At 69.3% G+C, this 19,858-nt stretch carries 16 protein-coding genes; 13 read left to right on the plus strand and 3 right to left on the minus strand.

From position 1 onward, the window contains the following. Both AB0F71_RS25315 and fabV read left to right on the plus strand, forming a co-directional pair. Positions 1-1,938 (plus strand): type I polyketide synthase (locus AB0F71_RS25315; protein WP_360238341.1); only part of this gene is annotated, 1,938 nt, incomplete at its 5' end. Positions 1,939-1,957: 19 nt separating this feature from the next. Continuing rightward, positions 1,958-3,175, plus strand: coding sequence for an enoyl-[acyl-carrier-protein] reductase FabV (gene fabV, locus AB0F71_RS25320; protein WP_360238343.1), 1,218 nt, complete (start codon positions 1,958-1,960; stop codon positions 3,173-3,175). 102 nt (positions 3,176-3,277) lie between these two features. On the opposite strand, the gene AB0F71_RS25325 is transcribed toward fabV, so the two are convergent. Further along, positions 3,278-4,288, minus strand: coding sequence for a ketoacyl-ACP synthase III family protein (locus AB0F71_RS25325; protein ID WP_360238345.1), 1,011 nt, complete (start codon positions 4,286-4,288; stop codon positions 3,278-3,280). Positions 4,289-4,503: 215 nt separating this feature from the next. On the opposite strand from AB0F71_RS25325, the gene AB0F71_RS25330 reads away from it, so the two are divergent. The 5 genes from AB0F71_RS25330 (at position 4,504) to AB0F71_RS25350 (ending at position 10,140) form a co-directional block, all read left to right on the plus strand. Further along, positions 4,504-4,764: a phosphopantetheine-binding protein gene (locus AB0F71_RS25330; RefSeq protein ID WP_360238347.1), complete on the plus strand. Its 261-nt coding sequence runs from the start codon at positions 4,504-4,506 to the stop codon at positions 4,762-4,764. Positions 4,765-4,808: 44 nt separating this feature from the next. Next, on the plus strand, positions 4,809-5,618 hold the full coding sequence (locus tag AB0F71_RS25335; protein ID WP_360238349.1) for a methyltransferase domain-containing protein: 810 nt from the start codon (positions 4,809-4,811) through the stop codon (positions 5,616-5,618). Between the two features lie 277 nt (positions 5,619-5,895). Continuing rightward, the gene (locus AB0F71_RS25340; RefSeq protein WP_360238489.1) at positions 5,896-6,153 is read left to right on the plus strand and encodes a LysE family transporter; all 258 of its coding nucleotides are present in this window, start codon (positions 5,896-5,898) and stop codon (positions 6,151-6,153) included. Positions 6,154-6,525: 372 nt separating this feature from the next. Then, positions 6,526-7,776 carry a tyrosine-type recombinase/integrase gene (locus AB0F71_RS25345; RefSeq protein ID WP_360238351.1) on the plus strand — a complete coding sequence of 417 codons (1,251 nt, stop codon included), beginning with the start codon at positions 6,526-6,528 and terminating at the stop codon, positions 7,774-7,776. 1,107 nt (positions 7,777-8,883) lie between these two features. After that, positions 8,884-10,140: a site-specific integrase gene (locus tag AB0F71_RS25350; RefSeq protein ID WP_360238353.1), complete on the plus strand. Its 1,257-nt coding sequence runs from the start codon at positions 8,884-8,886 to the stop codon at positions 10,138-10,140. A gap of 37 nt (positions 10,141-10,177) precedes the next feature. Here AB0F71_RS25350 and AB0F71_RS25355 read toward each other — a convergent pair whose 3' ends face one another. Further along, positions 10,178-12,157 (minus strand): hypothetical protein, encoded by a 1,980-nt coding sequence (locus AB0F71_RS25355; protein ID WP_360238355.1) that lies wholly within the window; start codon positions 12,155-12,157, stop codon positions 10,178-10,180. A 628-nt stretch (positions 12,158-12,785) separates the two neighbouring features. On the opposite strand from AB0F71_RS25355, the gene AB0F71_RS25360 reads away from it, so the two are divergent. Together AB0F71_RS25360 and AB0F71_RS25365 are read left to right on the plus strand one after the other, a co-directional pair. Further along, positions 12,786-14,387 carry a restriction endonuclease gene (locus AB0F71_RS25360; RefSeq protein ID WP_360238357.1) on the plus strand — a complete coding sequence of 534 codons (1,602 nt, stop codon included), beginning with the start codon at positions 12,786-12,788 and terminating at the stop codon, positions 14,385-14,387. Between the two features lie 217 nt (positions 14,388-14,604). Continuing rightward, positions 14,605-14,829, plus strand: a complete 225-nt coding sequence (locus AB0F71_RS25365) for a hypothetical protein (RefSeq protein WP_360238359.1) — start codon at positions 14,605-14,607, stop codon at positions 14,827-14,829. 52 nt (positions 14,830-14,881) lie between these two features. Here AB0F71_RS25365 and AB0F71_RS25370 read toward each other — a convergent pair whose 3' ends face one another. Then, the gene (locus AB0F71_RS25370; RefSeq protein WP_360238361.1) at positions 14,882-15,400 is read right to left on the minus strand and encodes a hypothetical protein; all 519 of its coding nucleotides are present in this window, start codon (positions 15,398-15,400) and stop codon (positions 14,882-14,884) included. Between the two features lie 120 nt (positions 15,401-15,520). Between AB0F71_RS25370 and AB0F71_RS25375 the strand changes: the two genes are divergently transcribed. The 4 genes from AB0F71_RS25375 to AB0F71_RS25390 all read left to right on the plus strand — a co-directional run bounded on the left by AB0F71_RS25375 (position 15,521) and on the right by AB0F71_RS25390 (position 19,708). Beyond that, positions 15,521-15,712 carry a hypothetical protein gene (locus AB0F71_RS25375; RefSeq protein ID WP_360238363.1) on the plus strand — a complete coding sequence of 64 codons (192 nt, stop codon included), beginning with the start codon at positions 15,521-15,523 and terminating at the stop codon, positions 15,710-15,712. A 552-nt stretch (positions 15,713-16,264) separates the two neighbouring features. After that, positions 16,265-17,137: a hypothetical protein gene (locus AB0F71_RS25380; protein WP_360238365.1), complete on the plus strand. Its 873-nt coding sequence runs from the start codon at positions 16,265-16,267 to the stop codon at positions 17,135-17,137. Beyond that, positions 17,121-18,299 (plus strand): XRE family transcriptional regulator, encoded by a 1,179-nt coding sequence (locus AB0F71_RS25385; protein ID WP_360238367.1) that lies wholly within the window; start codon positions 17,121-17,123, stop codon positions 18,297-18,299. The genes AB0F71_RS25380 and AB0F71_RS25385 overlap by 17 nt, the downstream gene beginning before the upstream one ends. Before the next feature lie 500 nt (positions 18,300-18,799). Beyond that, complete coding sequence (locus AB0F71_RS25390; RefSeq protein ID WP_360238369.1) at positions 18,800-19,708, plus strand: hypothetical protein; 909 nt, start codon at positions 18,800-18,802, stop codon at positions 19,706-19,708. Positions 19,709-19,858 lie beyond the last annotated feature (150 nt).

The raw sequence follows: 19,858 nt of genomic DNA on the forward strand, positions 1-19,858 counted from the left end.
CAAGGCCTGCACAAGATGTGGCGCCACAACGACCACATCTACGCCGAGATCACCCTCCCCACCGACCCCGATACGTACGCCATCCACCCCGCCCTCCTCGACGCCACACTCCACGCCACGTACACCGAGGGACCCCGACTGGCGACGTCGTGGCACGGAATCACCGTGCACGCGGTCGGCGCGTCCACCCTGCGGGTGCGGATCGGCCCGAACCGCACCGGTTCGGTGTCGATGACGCTGGCCGACACCGTGGGTGATCCGGTCGCTGAGTTCGAAGTCGGCACCACCCCCGTTGATTCGAGGGAGCTGCAGGCGGCCAGGGTCGAACAACTGGACGCGCTGTACCGGGAGGTGTGGACAGACCACGTCGGGAAGTCGTCGCCTCGGAGGACGAACTGGGCGGTCGTGGGCGCGGATCCGCTCTGCGCCGTGGAGGGATTGACCACGGTGGGCGGGTACGCCCGGGCGTACTCGGGACTTGACGCCTTGGCCGAAGCCGGCGGGGACGTGCCGGACTACCTGGTGCTCACCGTGCCGGCGGGCGCGGGGGTCGCCGTCACCGCGCGGGAGACACTGCGCCGGCTGGACGCCCTGCTGGCGACCGAAGCGCTCGCCACGGTGACCGTGGTGTTCCTGACTTCCTCGGCGGTGCCGGCCTTCGACCAGGCCGGCACCGACCTCGCCGCAGCCGCCGTGTGGGGGCTGATCCGATCTGCTCAGGCTGACAGCCCCGGACGGTTCGTACTCGCCGACGTGGACGCCCACGAAGCGTCGTGGCGTGCGCTACCGAGGGCCGTCATGTCCGGCGAGCCGCAGCTAGCTCTGCGCGAGGGCCGGGTCAGGGTGCCGCGGCTCGCACCGGGCGGGTCTGCAGGCGGCACGGAGCAGTTCACCGGAGAGGAGGGCACCACGCTGATCACCGGCGGGACGACGCCCATGGGCGAACGGCTGGCACGCCACCTGGTCACCGTACACGGAGTGCGGCACCTGGTGCTCACCGGCGTCGAGGCACCCGTGTTGACCGCGGAACTCACCGCACTGGGCGCCACCGTCACCACCGCGGCGTGCGACCCGGGCGACCGCACGGCGTTGCGCGAGCTGATCGACCGTCTTCCTGCGGAACATCCACTGACCACAGTCGTCCACATACCGCAAGCGCTGCCGAGCGACGAGACGGCTCGTCCGACACCGGATTCGCTCGCCGAGCTGTTGGGCGCGACGGTCGGTGCTGCGGAGATTCTCGACCAGGAGATCGGGGCCGCCACCCTTGTCCTGTGCTCGTCGTTCGCCGGGACTGTCGGCGGTAGTGGAAGCGCCGTCTCGGCCGCGTCCGCCGCCGCACTGGACGCGCTCGCCCGACGGCGCTGGGCGAGCGGTGCCCTCGCGGTGTCGCTGGCCTGGGGGCCCTGCACGCTGGGCGACGCGCCGTCCCGTACCGGGATCGCAGGAGTGGGCATGTTGGGGGCCCGGGAGGCCGTTGCGCTGTTCGATGCCGCCTGCCGCGCAGGCGAACCCGTGGCGATTCCGGTGCGGCTGGATCTGGCCGAGCTGGCCCGGCAGGGCAGGACCGGAAGTGCGCTGCCGCCGGCGTTCAGGTCGCTGGTCAGGATCACCGGCAAACGCACGGCGGGCGCCCGAGCGGCCTCGGCGACCTCGCTACGGCAATGGCTCGCGTCGATGGCGGAAGCCGACCGGGACCACACGCTGTTCGAACTGGTCTCCACGCAGATTTCGGCGGTCCTCGGGCTCGAGTCAGCTAACGCCGCGCAGCCGCACCAGATCTTCCAGGATCTCGGATTCGACTCGCTGTCCCTCATGACCCTGCGAAACCGCCTGAATTCGGCGACCGGCCTGCGCCTGGACACCTCGTCGATGTTCCACCGGTCGACACCGAACGACCTGGTCGAGCGCCTCAAGCAGGCGCTGCTAGAAAACTGATGCGACAGAGGAGAAGATGATGCACCCATCGCTTTCGCAGTCCGAACGCGTCGTCGACCCGACGGGACGTGGTTATCTGCTGCTCGATTCGCATCCGACCGGATGCTTTCGCAGTGTCGAGTTGATGCGGGTCCAGGTGCCGGCTCCCGAGAAGCTGCATGCGCGGCGGCCGACGGCGCTGGTGATCGGGTCGAGCGCGGGCTACGGCCTGGCGAGTACGATCGCCGGGCTGGTGCGGTACGGCATCGGCGGCGTCGGCATCGGCTTCGAGCGGCCGGCCGGGCACCGCAGTGCGACCGCCGGGTGGTACCGCACCCTCGCCACCAACGCGATCGCCCGCGAGCTCGGAGCGGAATTCTCGTTCCGCAACGCCGACGCGTTCGCCGACACCACCAAGGCCGAGACGCTGGACCTGCTGGCCGAACGGTTCGGGGGTGTGGACTACCTAATCTACAGCGTGGCCGCGCCCCGGCGCACCGATCCACGGAACGGCACCACCTACCAGTCGGTGCTCAAGCCGCTCGGCGCGCCGCACACCACCCGAAACCTGGAGTTCGGCGACGACGGGGCCGCGTACTTGCGCGAGGTCACCCTTGCCCCGGCGACCGAGGCCGAGACCGCCGCGACGGTCCGTGTCATGGGTGGCGAGGACTGGTCCCGCTGGGTCACCGCGTTGGCGGAGCGAAGGCTGCTGCGCGACGGGTTCCGTACGGTCGCCCTCAGCTACCTCGGGTCGCCGCTGACCTCGGCGATCTACTGCGGGGGCACGATCGGCGCTGCCAAGGCCGACTTGGAGTCCACCGCACGCGCCCTGACCGAGCAGTTGGCCGCAGTAGGCGGTCACGCCTACACCTCGGTGAACGGAGCCGCGGTCACCCAGGCGTTGACCGCCATCCCGGGCATCCCGCTCTATGTCAGCCTGCTCCGTGGCGTTCTGGGCGATCGCTTCCCGTCCCCCGTCGAGCAGTCGCTCCACCTGTGGAACCAACTCACCGCCGACCGGCCCGACCTGGACGAGTCCGGGCGCATCCGCCTCGATCGCTGGGAGCTGTCCGAGCCGGTCCAGTCCGCCGTGGCCGAACGCTGGCAGTCGCTCACCCCCGACAATGTCACCGACCTGGCGGACATTCCATGGTTCCGTGCCCAGTTCCGTGCCCTGTACGGCTTCGACGTGCCCGGCGTCGACTACGCCGCCCCGGTCGAGACCGACCTGCCCTGGCCGAACTGCTCAGGTTGAACTCGCGATGGCGGCCAGCCCGACCCCGGGTTGACCGCCATCGATGAGCAGGGCGCAGCCAGACGGCAGTTGACGCTTCCACAGGGTGAAACTGCCACCGGCTCACGGCTCTGCAGTGATCTCCAGGACGCCGACCGTCCAGGTGAAACCGGCGCCGACGCCAGCCAGCACGCAGGTCTGACCTGGCTTCAGGGCGCCCTTGGCGACCAGGTGCGCCAGCCCGGCGAACTGGTCGCCCGCACCGAGATGCCCGACCTGTCGACCCCATGCCCAGGTGGAACGCTGCGGGTCGATGCCGAACGGGTCGAAGAACTGCGCCCGCATCCGGGTGCGGCCCAGGTTCGGCAGCACGAACCAGTCGATGTCGCTGAGCTTCACGTCCGCCTGGACGCAAGCCCGGTCGAACGCCTCGCGCTGACCTGCCTCGATGCGGCGTAGCAGGCCCTCCAGCCCGAGCTCGCGCACCAGTGAGTCGCTGTTCGCGTTCAGGTCGACCGGCCCTCCCGCAGCCAACGGTGCGTCGCTGAACCGGTCACCCCGGCCACCGCGCTCCAACTCGGGGTCGGACACCGTGGCGAGCCCGCGGAGCTCGGCGAAGCCGGCGCGGGTGGACAGCACGACGGCGGTGGCGCCGTCGCCGCAGACAATGCTCGGGTCGCTGCGCCACCGGTCGAAGCCGGGCAGGCAGAACCGGTCGGCCGTGGTGATCAGAGCAGCCGACCGGTCGTCGGCCAGAAGGTACCCCGCCGCCAACTCCAGGGCCGCCATCCCCCCGTTGGACATCTGGCGGACCTCGATGGCCGGGCACGTGCCACCGCCGGAGAACTGCTGGATGTACGACGCCGACGGCCACATGTCGTGCCCCTGGTGATAGGCGCAGGCGTGCAGCCTCAGCTGGAGCTCCTGCGGGCCGACCCCGGCGCGTTCGAGCGCGTCCCGCGCGGCCAGCACTGCCATCTCCGGCGCCGACCTGTCCACCGAGACGCAGACCGACTCGATGCCGGTGTTCCACACCCGCGACCGCTCGACGAGACCGGCGGATTCGGCGTCATCGAGCGTCATGCGCGCGGGCAGCCACGAGCTCGCGGCGGCGATGTAGAGTTCGCGGCTCATGGTCACGCTCCCACTGATCGAATCGGGTACCTGCATGGGGCCAGGATCGCCAGCTCCGGCGGAGTCTCGTTCGAGGCCGGGGCGAGGCGGAGGCGGCCCGGAGCCGCGCGCGACGGTCCCCCGCGACCGTGTCTCGCAGTCGATCGGCACTCGATCCAAGGTCTAAGCGCCCCAGCGATGTTAGTCGCGATGTGACTAGACGAAGAGGAGCAGCAATGGCCACTTTCACCTTGGCGGACCTGCTGGAGTACGTACGGCAGGGCGGGGGCGAGGACGACGCGCTCAACCTGAACGGCCAGATCGCCGAGACCACGTTCGTCGATCTCGGATACGACTCGATTGCGATCGTGGAGATCACGCTCCTGATCGAGCGCGGCCTCGGGATCAAGCTGCCGGAGACGGCGGACAAGAACGCGACACCGGCCCAATTTGTCGATCTGGTCAACGAATTGCTGAGCGAGCTGGTCCAGCCGTAGCGCGTGAGCACTGAGCCGACAGACAGGCCGACGAGGAGACGTCCATGTACAACACGACCCACGAGCAACGCTTCGACAACGACGCGCCGGCGGCGCCCGAGCAGCTGAGCCTGCTCTCCGAGATCCTGAACCGGGAGACGTTCAGCATCCTGGGCACCGAGGTGGCCGTCGGCCACGGCTGGCGCTGCTGGGACGTGGGCACCGGGGACGGCTCGGTCGCCCGCTGGCTGGCCGCCCGGGTGGGAACGAACGGGCACGTGGTGGCCAGTGACCTCAAGCCGCAGCACGTGCCCACCCATCCGCGGATCGAGGCGATCAGTCACGACCTCACCAGTGACCCCTGGCCGGAGCCGGGGTTCGACCTGATCCACGCCCGGTTGCTTCTGATGCACCTGGCCGACCGGGATGCCATCGCGGCAAAATTGGCCGAACACCTGCGGCCGGGCGGCGCGCTGGTGCTCACCGACTGGTTCTGCGGTTGCGCCACCGAAAGCTTGATCAAGTCGCCGGTCGACGAATACCGGGCGCGCATCTTCCAGGAATTCCACGACGGCGTGCACAAGCTCGGCGCGGAGACCGGGATGGACTTCGACTGGGGGGCGCGTACCGCAGACGTGCTCCGCGCCGCCGGCCATCAGGACGTCACGGTGCGGGACTACCAGGCACCGGGGCGGGGTGGGGAACCGACCGCGCTGCTCGCCCAGCTGCACAGCGGCATGCTGGAGCCCTTCCTGCTGAGCCAGACCAGCCTGACCGCAGCCGACCTGGCTGTCATCCGGGAAACGCTGATCGACCCGGAGTTCGAGATGCTGACAAATCACACCTACACGACCATCGTGCGGGCTCCGAAGTGATCGGTTCTGACGAGCTATCCGCGTGACGCCCTTGCGTCCTCGTGGTGTTCGGGGTGTGGGCAGGTCCGGTTGATCCCCGTACCGCCCGGGGTGGGCGGCGGCTGCCACAGGCCGGAGGTTGCGGTGGCTCCGACCCAGGACGGCCAAGGAAGCCGCCGCCCCGCCGCTCCGCCGCCAAGGAGGAAGCCGCCTCCGACCAGGGCGCCCCGTCGACTGCCGAGCGCGTCGGCTGCGGAACCACCCGCAGCCTCCACTCGCGTGACCGGGCGGGCCGATCCTGAACCCGAAGGTCGGTGTCTTCTACGTCTCGCTTCTGCCGCAGTTCGCCGGTCAGGGCCAGCACGGGGCCTGGTTCCTCATGACTCTGGTCTGCATCCACCTCACACTCTCCGTGCTGTGGCTCACCGGGCTCGCCCACCTTGCCTCACGCATCGCCGGCAGCCTGTCCAGCCGTCTGACCAGCCGTCTTGAACGAATCTCAGGAGCGATGATGGTCGCGCTCAGCCTCCACATCGCACTCCAGCCCGCCGCATGACCCGGCGCACGACCCGACACGACGATCGACCGCAGTGCACCAAGGCCGGCGACCTGACCAAGCCCCTATACGTCTCCAGCAGGATGCGCAGCGCCAGTCCGTTGCCTTCTTTACTGCCGGGTGAGGGTATGTCCGCTGACGTCAGACCAAGATGCGAGCCCGACGAAGCTGACCGACTCTGCTTCCGGTTGCGCTGGCATCCTTGTACCCGGACTTCCCCTCAGTGACCAGCGGGCTCTCACCGCGAACCGCAGGTCAGGGCCCCTGTTCCGCGTTGGTGATCGCATGGTGGTCGCAGACGACCACCCGGGCCGGACACCTGTAGCCTCCGCGAGCCAATACATGGGCCGCAGCTACAGGAGGTACAAGGAAGTGCGCAGGTCGCAACGACCAGGCAGGGTCTACCGCCGCTGCGGATGCCGGGACGCCACCCGGCGCCAGCTCGGCGCAGCGTGCCCGCGCCTGGCCGAGGAGGGGCACGGCACGTGGACGTTCGCCGTCGACATCCCCTCCCTCAGCGGCCGTCGCCGCACCGTACGTCGCGGCGGTTTCAAGGACGAGTGGTACGCCGAGACGGCGCTGCGGCGCTTCCTCGAAGGCCGGCAGCTGGGGTTCGAAGCCGACCCGCACGAGACGGTGGCCGCCTACCTCACCAAGTGGCTCAAGGGCATGGAGTTCCTGCTCAAGCCCACCACCTACGCCCGCTATCGCACCTACGTGCTCTGCGAGTTGATCCCCGTCTTCGGCAAGCTGCGCCTGGAAGATCTCGCCCACGACCACATCTCCGCCTACGCCCACGAGCAGCTCGAAGCCGGCCGCGGCCGCCAAGCCGTCTACCACTGCCTCGCCACCCTCTCCAGCGCCCTCGGCACCGCCGTGCGCACCCACCGCCTGCCCTTCAACGCCGCCCAACCCCTGCCCATGCGCCGGCCCCGCCCCGACGAACGCATCCCCTGGACCGCCGAGCAGGCCGTCGCCTTCCTGAGTCACTGCCGCAACGTCGACCCCGCCTTCGCCGACCTCTTCGAGGTCATCACCGGCACCGGCCTGCGCAAGGGAGAAGCCCTCGGCCTCCAGCGCCCGTGCGTGCGGCTCGACGACCGCGTCATGTACATCCGCCACACCCTCTCCGCCGTCGACAACCACGAACTCGTCCTGACCGCACCGAAGACCAGGAAGAGCCGCAACTGGGTGCCCCTGTCCGAGCGCGTCGCCGCCGCCCTCCAGCGCGCCATGAACCGAAGCACCGCCACCATCAACGGCCACGTCTTCCAGCGCCCCGACGGCAAGCCCCTCCACCCCGCCTCCGTCCGCCGACGCTTCCACGAACTACGCGAACAGGCCGCACTGCCCCACGTCCCCATCCACGACCTGCGCCACCTCGCCGCCACCCTCGCCCTGGAGGGCAACGTCCCCATGGCCGTCATCTCCAAGACCCTGCGGCACTCCACCCTGTCGACCACCGCCAACATCTACAGCCACCTGACCTGGGACGTCGCCAGGGCCGCCGTGAACACCATCGAGGAAAGGCTCCACCTCGTCGAAGCCCGCATCCAGTCCGGGCCCGACGCCCCCGCCCACGACGTCGGCTTGCCGAACCCGCTGTTCAGCCACGCGGCCTGAAGCCAGCTCGGCGTTCCGAGCCGCTCTGGCCGCCAAGGCTGACAAACAGCCGGGATTCCCGGCTCATCGCTGACACCCGATAAACGTGCGGCCCGTCGAATCAGATGACGCCGCAGGCTCTGTCGGCATGCCCATTTCCCGCGAATCCGGACCCGTTTCCGCACCGAAGAGGCGACCAGTCCGCGATCGACGGCACGCGGATTCCCGAATGAATGAACAATGCCCCGTCAGGACCGAGTCGGAGAGGCCAGTCCTGCGGCGACGCGCTCAGCGAAGTGGCGTGAACGAGTGTTCACGACCACCTTGCGACCACCAAAAGAAAGAGCCACTCCTATCGTTGATAGAAGTGGCTTCCGACCTGCGAAAATGCTGGTCGGGACGACAGGATTTGAACCTGCGACCCCTTGACCCCCAGTCAGGAAGGGTTTCTCTATTCCTGCCTGAAATGCGCTCGCACACACGTCGTGCGTGTGCAGATGAGCGCGTCTCGTGCACCTCGTGCAGTGCCGCGCACGACGTGTGGTCCCCAGCTGGTCCCCAGGCCAGGGGCTTGACGGAGGGTCCGAGTGGCGTTCATGTCTCCAGAGTAGCGCCCCTCCGGGCGAGGATCCAGCGATTCCCGCAGATCTCCCAGCAGCTCATCAAACAAGGGCCATGAACCGCCGGGCGAAATTAATCCGATCCGGGCTGAACGCCAGCCAGAGAATGGCCACGCAAATCCCGACATCACCCATTCCCCACGAGCTCGCGGAATTCACGGCGCTCGCCGTAACACATTCCGAAGACCGGCCCGAGGCTCAGCGCCACCGCACCTCGCGCGCTCCAGGTTGTACGAGCCCAACAACCCACGGCCGACCGGCAGGCCGCCCTCTCCCAGTCCGCGGCCACTCTCCTGAGCAGCAACCCCGCGCGGGCCGACGCTGCGCGATCAGGCTGCCCTACCCACCGAACGTGCTCCTTGATCGCCCTCGCGGCGTGTCGCCGGCGCGTGTCCCGGCCAGTCGATCTTGCCGGTGCTCCACGCCCCGTCCCGCACGCTCTGCCGCTACACCCACCACTCCCGCAACTCTGGACACTCCATCACCACTTGGTTCAATGGAGGAGCCCATGGCGCAGCGTCCCAAGCGGGGCAGGGTGTATCGGCGGTGCGGGTGCAAGGACGGGAGCAGCGGGAAGCAGTTGGGTTCGTGGTGTCCGCTGCTGGCCGCCGACACCGCGCATGGCCGGTGGACGTACGCGGTGGACCTGGCCCCGGAGGACGGCAAGCGCCGGACTCGGCGGCGCGGCGGGTTCGCCAGCCGGGCGGAGGCGGCGCGGGAGATGGCGCGGGTGCTGGATGCCGAGTACCGGGGCGTGTACGAGGACCGGACGCTGCGCGTCGGGCTGTTCCTGTACGAGTGGCTGGAGGCGAAGCGGCCAGCGCTGGCCCCGAACACCTGGGCAGGCTACCGGGCGTGCATCGAACGCGACCTGGTCCCCGCATTCGGCGGCATGCTGCTCCTCGACCTGCGGCCCAAGCACATCGACGCCTGGGTGAGCACCCAGCTCTCCGCCGGTCGCGGGCGCACCACCGTCCACCACGCGGTGGCCATGCTGAGAAGCGCCCTGAACCACGCGGTGCGGACGTGGCGGCTGCGCTACAACCCGGCCAAGCACTCCGTACCCGCCAAGCCCCGCGCCGCCGTACGCGTCTGCTGGACCCCCGACCAGGCCGCCGCGTTCCTACGCCACAACACCGAGCACTACGCCGACCGGCTCACCGACCTGTTCGAGGTCATGCTCGGCACCGGCATGCGCCGCGGCGAAATCCTCGCCCTCCACTGGTCCGACGTCCACCTCATGGACCGCAAGCTCTACGTCCACTGGACCCTGACCGCCGTGAACAACGGGAAGATCCACCTCAGCGAGCCCAAAACCGAGGCCAGCCGCGCCTGGATCAGCCTCTCCCCCGGAGTCATGGCCGCCCTCCACCGCCAGGCCGCCCTTCAGATGGCGGCCCACCCGGAGGGCAGGCTCGAAGGTCTGGTTTTCGCCCGCCCGGACGGCGAGCCCCTGCGGCCCCAGTGGGTCCTCGACCAGCTGCGAAAGCGCACCGCCGAACTCGACCTGCCGAAGATCGGCCTTCACGACCTGCGCCACACCGCGGCCAGCATCATGATCGCCGCCGGCATCCCGCTCGCCGTCGTCTCCAAGACCCTGCGCCACGCCAACCTCGCCATCACCACCGACCTCTACGGGCACCTCCTCAAGAACTCCGCCGATCAGGCCATCGAGGCCCTCGCCGCCGCCCTCAACCAGGCTGACACCCAGTGGGCCGAGCATGCCGCCACGGTGCTCGACGAAGTTGTCCTGCAGGCCCCATAAGGCACGGGCCCGCGGCTTCACGCAGGGCCCCGCGCGTTCATCGCTCAGCGTCGCGAACGGCTCGGGCCTGTTCGCCGATCCGGTGTGCCTCTTCGATGGCAGCGACGGCACGTCGTGCTCGCCGGTGGGCCTCCTCCGAGTTCTTCGGTGCATCGCCTCCAGGCGCAAGTCCTCTCAGGAAGTCGATCATGATGTCGACCTGGCTGATGACGGAGCGCGTCAGAGATGACCGCCGGCCTTCGGCGATCACCTTGACCACGCGGGCCCGGGCCGTTCGAAGCGTGCGAAGCGCGAGCTCCTGGTCGATGGGGGCGAGCTTGGCGCACCGGATGTACAGGTCGGCGAGCGGCACGGTGATGTAGGTCGCTTCGTCGCGAGGGCTGAGAGTTTCGGAGCTCTCCAGGAGCCAGCGTGCCGTGACGACTCCGAGCGCCGTTTCGGTGTCCGGTGCTTCGTCCGGATCGCGGAAGACCGCGAACTCCTCGGGTGTGAAGGTCACCGGGCGCAGGCCAGTCACATCCAGTGTGACCGTGGCCGGCGTCGGAGTGGTACCGAAGGCGGCGGGGACCACGCTGAGCACCTTGGTCTCCGGCCGGTCGTCGGCCCCTGGGGCAGGCGGGGCTGCCGTGATCGTCAGGTGGCCTTCGGTTGTGGTCACGGCGACGTTGCTCATCCCGGCCAGGCCGGCGATCAGGGCGAGGATCTGGTCGCGTTGGCGCGCCGAGGCGGTGGCCGTGGCGACCGCGGTGACCATGCCGAGATCGCTGTGCCCGGTCATCCACGGCAGGAGTGCGAGTTGGAGCGCCAGGAGCAACTCGTGCAGGGCGAGGAGTTCCTCGCCGAACTCCTCGTCCGAGAGGGTGGCGGTCTTGCTCGACACGAGGCGGCCGTCGCGGATCTCCCGCCGGGTCGCGGTGATGCCGTGGTCGTTGACCGTTATGGAGGCGTGGGCGCTGGCGTTGCGGTAGAGCATGTCGACGGTGTTGCCGCACGGTGGACCGAGGCGGGCGAACTCGCTCACGATGTCGCCGGATTTGATGCCCTCCACCACGGCTTCCTCGTAGACACCGTCGCGGTCCTGGCGGCTTGCTCGGGAGGCTACGAGGATCACGGCCCCGAGATCGCACAGCGCGCCTTCGACGAGTTCCCGGTAGATCTCGGTCAGCGTCCGCATCAGGTGACGCCGGGGCAGGCGGTAGCGCCATTCACGCCCCAGCCGCTCCGCTTCGTCCGTGATCCGCTCCAGACCGGAATTCACGCGGGCCACGAGGAGGACGTGATCGACGACCCACGGTCCCAAGGCGTCGGCCTGGTCCAGGACGGCCCTGAGCTGGAGAGCCCGCGCCACGAGGAGTTCGTGGTCGACGGCGCCCGCGCTGGTGGCCAGGACAGGCAGCAGGCCGAGGATGTGCTCGTCAGCTGCCTCGCTCACGCCGGTGATGTTGGCGAAGGCCGTGCGCACCGTGTCCGCTGCCGCCGCGATCAGCGTGGCGCGGCCTCCCACGCCCGCCCAGGCTAGGGTCGCGACGTCGATCGATCCGTCCGCCTGGATCGGGCCGTCGGCGGGCGAGTACCTGATGATCTCGATCTGCGTGGCGATCCGTCGAGCATGCTGTGCCGCAGCGCCGAACTGGCTCTCGCCTTCCCCCTGCACCTTTCGTGCCGCGTCCAGGTCTACCGCGACGATGGTGGTGGCCATGGCGAGCTGGCCTCGGAGCAGAGCCGTACCGGCCCGGGCCAGTTCGCGGTGCACTGCCCGCCAGGCCATCGGCGGCATGGTGTCCCTCAACGACTCGACCCATGCCAGACCGGCATCGAACGCCGTTACCAGCTCGCTGAAAGCGGCGACCGTACCATCCTCTCGCGGGTCCCAGGTGCAACTCTCAAGCAGCTGCTTCACCTTGGGGAGCGGGTCGCTCAGCTTCGCCAGCGCCGGCAGGATCACCTTGTCCAGGTGCTCGTGGTCGCCGAGGGGAACTCCACGCGTCGCGAAGGCAGACATGCTGTCGGCCGTCAAGGTGACACGCTGGCCAAGGCGTTGGAGAGCTACCTTGAACGCCTTGCGTCGAGCGCCGACCGCAGTCCTGACCTCGCGCACCTCGTCATCTGGCAGGAGATGCCCGCACTCGGGGCACTGGCCGGTTCGCGTCACCGCCCGAGGCAAACCGCAGGGGCCGCAGTTCGCCGCCAGGAGGAGTCTCACCTGGTACGAGTCGACTGTCGTCACGCGGCCAAGGATCGCAGGCCCGAGCGCAACATCGACAGCGGGGCCGGTCCGCCGACTCACCCGGGCTCAGCCTCGATCACGGGTACTGAGTGCGAAGCCACAACGGCTCCCAGTCTCACTGGCGGACGCAATCGCTGCACCATCGAGGGAGTCTCCGTGTGCTTGCCCCACAGTGCCGGCTGCCGCACCGCCCCGGTCCAGCGGCCTCGTCAAGATGTTGCTCGTGGACTGCGAGTTCCTCATCCGGTGGACCGTTCACCCACTCGCACGGGTCCGTCGGCCGCTCGGATACCAGCGGATCCCCTGGTGTCCGAACGGCCGGCCCTGGGACCACTGTTTAGTCGATTTTGCTGCATGGCGCCGGGTCGGTTAGGGCAAAGTGGTAGCGGCACGAAACGCATGAGTCTGGGGAGGGCCAGTGACGGGAGGTTCGGCGCGTCCGAAGCGGCAGCCGGATTACGCGGCGCAGGCACGGCGGGCCGAGACCGAGCAACGTCGGCTCCAGCAGCAGGCGGAGCGTGAGCGCAGGGCCGCGGAGGCCCGTGCCAAGCAGGCTGAACGGGAGCAGCGTGCTGCCTACGCAGTGGCGCGGGCTCAGGAGGCGGTGGATCTCACGAGCGTGGCGGAAGACGATGCCGAGAAGCTGCGGACCCTCCTGATCCGGTCGGTCCGGCACACGGCACCCCTGTCGTTCGGCGCACTCCGCCAGCAGTTCGCGCCTGGTGTGTTCGTGGCCGGCAAGTTGGACCGTGCGGTGGCCGCACCACGGTGGGAGGACTTCGAGCCGCCCGCCCGAACTGGCCTGCTGGCGTCGCTGGGATTCGCGAGCCGACGTTACGAGGCCGTGGTCGAAGAGGCCCGGCAGCGTTTCGACAGGGCGCTGGGCGAGCACGCCCGGGCGGACAAGACGCGGGTGGCCAAGCTCGCGGAGCGCCGGGCCGCCCACGACTCGAAGGTTCGGGAAGTCGGCGAGCGGGTCCGCGAGTTCAACGCCGCGCTGGCAGAGCGGGAATTGGCGTACCGGGTCGGGGACGTCGAGGCTGTGGAGTGGTTCGTCGACCAGGTGCTGGCTGCGTCCGTCTATCCTCTTGGCTTCCCGAAGCGGCACCAGGTGTCCTACCAGGCCGACACCGGTGATCTCCTGGTGCAGTTGGACCTGCCGCTGGAGGACGTGGTGCCGGCGGCCCGGTCGTTCAAGTACGTGAAGACGCGGGACGAGATCGTCCCGGTGCCGCGGCCCGAGAAGGAGCGGAAGGAGCTGTACGCGTCGGTGCTCGCTCAGAGCGCGCTTCGCACTCTGCATGAGGTGTTCGCCGCCGACCCGGACCGGATCATCCGGTCCATCGCCCTCAACTGCCACGTCGACACCATCGACCGTGCCACGGGCCGCAATGTCCATCCGTGCCTGATCACCTTGCAGGCGAGCCGGGAGGAGTTCGAGGCCCTGGTCCTGACCCAGGTGGAACCGCGCCTGTGTCTCCAGCGGCTTCGGGCTCTCGTCTCCCCCAACCCCTACGAGCTGGAACCGGTGCGCCCGCTGGTGACCTTCGACCTGTCGAAGTTCAAGCTGATGGACAGCATGGACGTGGTCGCCGGCCTCGACAGCCGCCCGGTCCTGCTCGACCTTTCACCCCTTGAGTTCGAGCACCTGGTCCGCCAGCTCTTCGAAGCCATCGGCATGGAAGGGTGGAACACCCAGCCCTCCAAAGACGAGGGGGTGGACGCCATCGTGATGAACACCGACCCAGTGATGAAGGGCCTGTGCATCATCCAAGCCAAGCGCAGCCGCAACGTGGTGCCCTTCGAGACCGTCTCAGCCCTGGCCGGCGTCGTCGAGCACAAGCGGGCAGCAAAGGGCATCCTGGTCACCACATCCTGGTTCGGCAGGGCCAGCCAGGCGTTCGCCCAGGACCACGGTCGACTCGAGCTCCTCGACGGCGCCAACCTGGTGCACCTCTTCAGGGAGCACCTGAACCTCGATGTCATCCCCGGTCCAGTTCCCCCCAAGCGCCGCGCCTAGAAGCGCTGTTCGCTCCTTACCGGGTGGCGCTCAGCGGCGCACGAGCCTGAGGGTGGACTCGCGCGTGGCCGGGGTGAGGACGTGTTCGACGATGCTCGGGTAGCGTCACGGGGCCGCCTGGCTGGCCGAGCGGAACTGGACCCTGATCGACGCCCTCAGAGCGATGGCGCCGCCGTCTCCCGGCGCGCCGGAGGACGAAGAAACCGCTTGGTGGCGGTTGCCGAACGAGGCGGGCTCCCTCGCCCCCGACCGGGTGGGCGCCTGGCTCGACCCCGAGCTCGACGACCCCGCCGAGGTGCGGAGCTTGCAGCACAGCCCGGCCGCCGGGCTGACGGTCCGACCGGTCACCACCACCGTCAATAGCGTGCACAACAACGGGCTGGAGCTGCTGGCGGAAGTGGAGTACCCGCTGCTCGGCACCGCGGGCGAGCACTTCGCGTAGCCGACGACGCAGAGGAATTGTGTCCTCCGCCGTACTACAACAAACCTTGGCACTAAGGTGCCTCGGTCCCGGCGGCACCATCAGGCGTCCGTTGCCACCACCGGCCCGCGCTGTCGCAGAACCGGATGATCACCTCGGCCTCCGTCGGTACCTGACTGATGCGGTTGCCGTCGGCGTCCCGCAGCCAGAGGATCGAGCGGACCTCCTGGCCCGGGCTGATCACAGCCCATGACGTCGGCGTATTCGGATGGATCTGCTGTTTGGGTGTCCATGATGCCCAGTCGCAACCGGACGAGGGGGTCGGTGCCACGTCCAGGATCTCGACCTGCGTGACCGGGCGGACCGAGCCGTTGGTGATGGTCACCTCCAGGGAGCCGCCGTTCCAACCCAGCGAGCTGACGACCTGGTCGGCCTCCGCCTCGGCAGCCAGGCGTGCGGCCGTCTCGGCCTTCTGCTCGCTGGCCTCGAGGCGTTCACGTTGCTTCCGGGTCTCCCGCCAGGCGGTGACAGAGAAGCCCAGCGCGACCAGGCTGCCCACCCAGGTCGGCGCGTCTCCCCAGTTCACACTCATCTGGCCAGCGTAGAAACGGATCCGCTCCCGGCTCCTGTCCGACATACCGAATCGCCTCCCCGAAAGGGGTGTGGGAGGTCTGCACGTGGCGGACCGCCTCCAAGAGGGCGGAGCTACAGCATGTTCAAGGTGAAGTTCGCCGGTGGTCCGCTCGGCGGGGAGACCCACGACACCGCCGTCCAGCCGGCCTCCGGCTTCTGGATCGGCATCAGCCACAACGGCAGGAGGGAGTGGACCCTCTACCTGGTCGTCCACCGGTACGGCCACTGCCTGCTGGCCGAGGCCGACAAGCAGGTTGCCGTGGAGGGCTGATCCCGGATTCGGACCCGGTCGACCCCGCGTTGGAGAGCCCGAAACCAGTCGGGCCCGTTTCCTCCTGTCGTACCGTCCGCACCACCCGCATCCGAAGGGGACCCTGCCCGTGCCCGCCGTTCGCGCCCACGCCCGCAACGGCCGCCCGTCCGGGCGCACTACCGTCGCCCCACGCCCGCGCCGCTACGACTACGCGCCCGCCTGCGTTCCCCCGCGGGCGGCGGAGGGCTCGGCGCCGCCATGGCGTTCTTCGCCGCCGTGTTGGTCGTCATAGCCCTTGCCTAGGGCTGGCTGACCGTCAGCAGCCCGCCGGGCACCCGGCACCCACCCCGCCCCCTCGGCCACTGCCCACCACTAGGCCCGCTGAGCAGGGAACTCCGGACGGGCCGCGACCGTGCGGCCCGCTCCGTCGGGGCGGTCGGCCCGTCAGTCGCCTGTCTGTGGCGACAGTCTGACGGTAAAGCATTTGTGCAAAGAACCTGCGATCAAATAAAGTCTCACTGGTTTCGTTGCGCTTCGATCCGAAGCGCCAAGCTCGGAAGGAGCTTGTCCGTGGATGTCCCCGTCCCTCCCTGGGCGCACGACCTATTCGGTGACCACGACGAGAAGGTGCGCGCCGGGATCGGGCACGCACTGCGCAACATGCAGGCCAACGCCCAGACCGCCCACACGGAAACCGCCGCGGAGACCAAGCACGCCTACGGCTGGTCGCGCTACTCGGGTCAGTTCGCCCGGATCTGGGACGAGCTGAAGGACCTCCCGGGGGCCAGAAAGGTCAAGCCCAAGGCGTTCCAGTTCAGCCTGACCCTGGTAGGGCGCGGTCTGATATACCCGTTCCGGTACGCCGAGACCACCGCCGACGTCAGCCTCGCCCGGGTCCCCAGTGCCTCCGCGCTGATCCGGGAGCTCTTCAGCTTCGCCCCCGCCTACGAGGAGGACCTCTCCCTCTTCGACTCCCTGCAGGACGAGGCCGAGCCGGCCGAGGTGGCCCTGCGCGCCGGGCTGGCCGACCTGCCCAAGGACACCAGCCTGGTGCTGGTCCCCTTCGCCTGCAACGCGGACGGCCTCTTGGAGTCCTACTGGGGTATCGGCTCTCTCGGCGAGGACCGCCGCCTCCAATGGAAGTTCCGCCCCCAGCGGGTGCAGCTGCCGACCGAGCCGACGGTCCGCCGGATCCCGGCCCAGCGGAGCGAGAACCTCGCCGCTGTCGCCGAGGTGCCCGCCCAGCAGGGGCCGGAGTTGGAGCAGGTCGGCGCGACCGCTAGGTTCGATCATGGCGAGGAACCCGAGTTCGGCCTCGCCATGCGCCCCGCGATTGACCGTCAGCGGCGCGACCGCGACGACGAGAAGCCGGGTACCCCGCCCCAGACCGAGCACGAACCCGAGAAGCCGCAGGCGAGCGAAGACGATGAGAAGCCGCAGTAGCCAGGACCTCATTCCCGGCCTGGAGGAGCGCGGGGTCACCCCCCGCGCCGTCTCCGACGCCTTCGACCCGGCGCGCCTGACCCAGGCGCGCCGGCTGGCCGGGATGACCAAGAAGGATGTCTCCGGGTACCTCGGCGTCACCGCGGCGGCCGTGGGCCAGTACGAGACCGGCGCCTCCCGGCCCCGGCCCGACCTGATCCCCCGCCTCGCCGAGGCACTCGACGTCCCGCTCAGCTTCTTCCTCACCGGCCGCCCCACCCACCGGCTGGACTCCTCGATGGCGCACTTCCGCGCCCTGCGCAGCACACCCAAGGCCCAGCGCGAGCGCGCCCTCGCCTTCGCCGAGCAGGTCTGGGAGCTCACGTACGCGCTGGAGACCCGCGTCCAGCTCCCCTTGGTCAACCTGCCCGGCTTCGCCGGCGGCGAGGTCCACCCTGGCGAGGAGCTGCCCACCGACCCCGCAGCTGCGGCCCGCGAACTGCGCCGGCTGTGGAACCTCGGGGACGGACCGGTCACCCACCTCGTGCGGCGCATGGAATCGCACGGCATCGTCCTGGTCATGCCGCCGGCGGCCGACACCTGCGCCGCCACCGTGGACGCCTTCTCCTCTCGTGCCCCGCGCCCCCTGGTCGTGCTGACCGCCAACCGGGCCGATGACGTCTACCGGCACCGGTTCACCGCAGCCCACGAGCTCGGGCACCTGGTGCTGCACGCCGAAGCCACCGGCGACAGCCGCCAGGAGAAGGAAGCCGACACCTTCGCCGCCGAGTTCCTCACCCCCCAGGCGAGCATCACGCCCCTGCTCCCGCGCCGTATGGACTTCAACCACCTGGCCGGCCTGCGCCGGACTTGGGGCGTGTCGATCAGCTCCCTGATCTACCGGTGCAGGGAACTCGGGCTGATCTCGGACGCGACCAGCAGCCGCACCTACCAGCGCCTGCGCGCACTCGACGGCCAGCCCGGCTTCGCCCCCGAACCAGTCAGCGGCTTCACCGGCGAGCAGCCGGCCCTCCTGCGCAAGGCGTTCGAGCTGGCCGCCGCGGAGACCGACCTGACCGTCACCAGGCTCGCCCACGAACTCGCGTGGAAGCCCGAGCGGGTCCGGGAGCTGCTCGGCGTGGCCGACCGCCGCCCCGTGCTCACGCTGGTCCACAGCGCTTAGGCGCGCATCTGCCGGAGCTCGCTGACGTGCGGGTACAGCCCGCCACGCGGGCCCGCGCGGTGATTAGCCGTCGAGGCAGCCGCGCGAGCTTGGGGGTGCCCGTGTCGAGTGGAGGATCATTCACGGATCGCCACCAGAACCAATTCAGAGAGCGCCACCACCGGAGCATGGATGGTCACCGGGACCAAGGCGAGTGCAGCAGGGCGTTCAGTGCGGCTGCGGCCACGCCGGTGGACACCACGCCCACCGCGGTGCGCAGGGCCAGGTCTACGAGGTCCCGGCATCGACTCGTGGCCCGCGCCCCGGCCGGGTTCGGGGTTGTGTTCGGGCGCTGGCGGCGCGGAAGACGGGCACGGTGGTACATGAAGCCTCCAGGGAGTCTGTTCAGGTCGGCGCCGACCAGGAAGTCCAGTCCGTCGCGGCCGCCTGTTTCCGTTGTCCCACGCAGGCCGGTGGCGATCCCAGCTCGCGGTGGCCGATCTCGGTGTAAGTTCCACGGCGTGATGAACGGTCCGGCCGGCTGGGAGTCGGGAACAGCTGACGATCTGGTCGCGGATGCGCTCGGGCTGGGTGTTCAGGCGACCGCGAGGATGATCACCGACTACGTGGAGGTCGGGCTGCTCGCCCCTCCGCGATACCGCAAGACCACGCAGCGCGGTAGCGACCAGCGACTGTTCCCGCCGGAGCAGCGCCGTCTGTTCTACGAGTTGTGCCGGGCCAAGCAGCGGTCTCCCTTGCCGCGGGTGCCGCACCGCACCATGATCCCGGTGATCCTTTACGTGTGGCTGACCGACGACACAGTTATCCCCGGCGAGCAGGCCCGGCAGGCGCTGCGCACCCACGCCCGCGCCGCCGGCATCAGTGCGGAGGATCGGCGCCGGAAGAGCGCGAACCAGGTGGTTGAGCAGTTCGCCCACCCGACCTCCACGGCAGCGCAGCGCCTCCGGCTGGCTCGGCTGCTGCGAGAGGGTGAGCAGACCCGACGCCCGGACTGGGACGCGATTGCGGAAGCGCTCGCGGCTGTGGGCAGCCCGTGGCGCGGCGAGGGCCCGGCCGAGATCGTCCGCGGTTTCGGGCCGCCCCAGATGCCGGTCACCACGGATCAGGTGGTGGCAATGTGGGAAGCCCAGTGGGCGGTTACACGGCTGCTGAGAACCGAGTCCGTGCCCGAGGGCAAGCTCCTGGAAGCCCGCGAAGCGGCACGGAAAGACTGGGCCGGGTACGCTGCGCAGCGGCCCGCCCTGATGCGCGACGCTGGCCACCTGGCGCACATCTTCGACGTTCCCGAGGATCAGGAGCAGATGGCCCGGCAGCGCGTCAACGGCTTCCTCGCTGTCCTGGCCCACGCCTTGGGTGAGATGCGGCCGGCATTCCAGCGGGCTGCTGAGCGGGCGCATGCCCGGCCCTGAGCCAGGCGCATCGGGATGTCGTTCACGGCTCCTGCTCGCGGGTCATGACTACCCCGCCCTATTCCTGATGGGCCGTCAGTTATTGCCCCAGTGTAAGAACACAACATGGTAGTTCTGACCTGGGATTTTTCCGAGGAGTAGTTGCATGGG

This window comes from Kitasatospora sp. NPDC028055 (assembly GCF_040637885.1).
Classification (GTDB): domain Bacteria; phylum Actinomycetota; class Actinomycetes; order Streptomycetales; family Streptomycetaceae; genus Kitasatospora.

What these genes read in the sequence shown, in the direction of transcription:
- fabV (WP_360238343.1), top strand. Translation starts at nt 1,958, where the DNA reads ATGCACCCATCGCTTTCGCAGTCCGAACGCGTCGTCGACCCGACGGGA.
- AB0F71_RS25325 (WP_360238345.1), bottom strand. Translation starts at nt 4,288, where the DNA reads ATGAGCCGCGAACTCTACATCGCCGCCGCGAGCTCGTGGCTGCCCGCG.
- AB0F71_RS25330 (WP_360238347.1), top strand. Translation starts at nt 4,504, where the DNA reads ATGGCCACTTTCACCTTGGCGGACCTGCTGGAGTACGTACGGCAGGGC.
- AB0F71_RS25335 (WP_360238349.1), top strand. Translation starts at nt 4,809, where the DNA reads ATGTACAACACGACCCACGAGCAACGCTTCGACAACGACGCGCCGGCG.
- AB0F71_RS25350 (WP_360238353.1), top strand. Translation starts at nt 8,884, where the DNA reads ATGGCGCAGCGTCCCAAGCGGGGCAGGGTGTATCGGCGGTGCGGGTGC.
- AB0F71_RS25370 (WP_360238361.1), bottom strand. Translation starts at nt 15,400, where the DNA reads ATGAGTGTGAACTGGGGAGACGCGCCGACCTGGGTGGGCAGCCTGGTC.
- AB0F71_RS25375 (WP_360238363.1), top strand. Translation starts at nt 15,521, where the DNA reads ATGTTCAAGGTGAAGTTCGCCGGTGGTCCGCTCGGCGGGGAGACCCAC.
- AB0F71_RS25385 (WP_360238367.1), top strand. Translation starts at nt 17,121, where the DNA reads ATGAGAAGCCGCAGTAGCCAGGACCTCATTCCCGGCCTGGAGGAGCGC.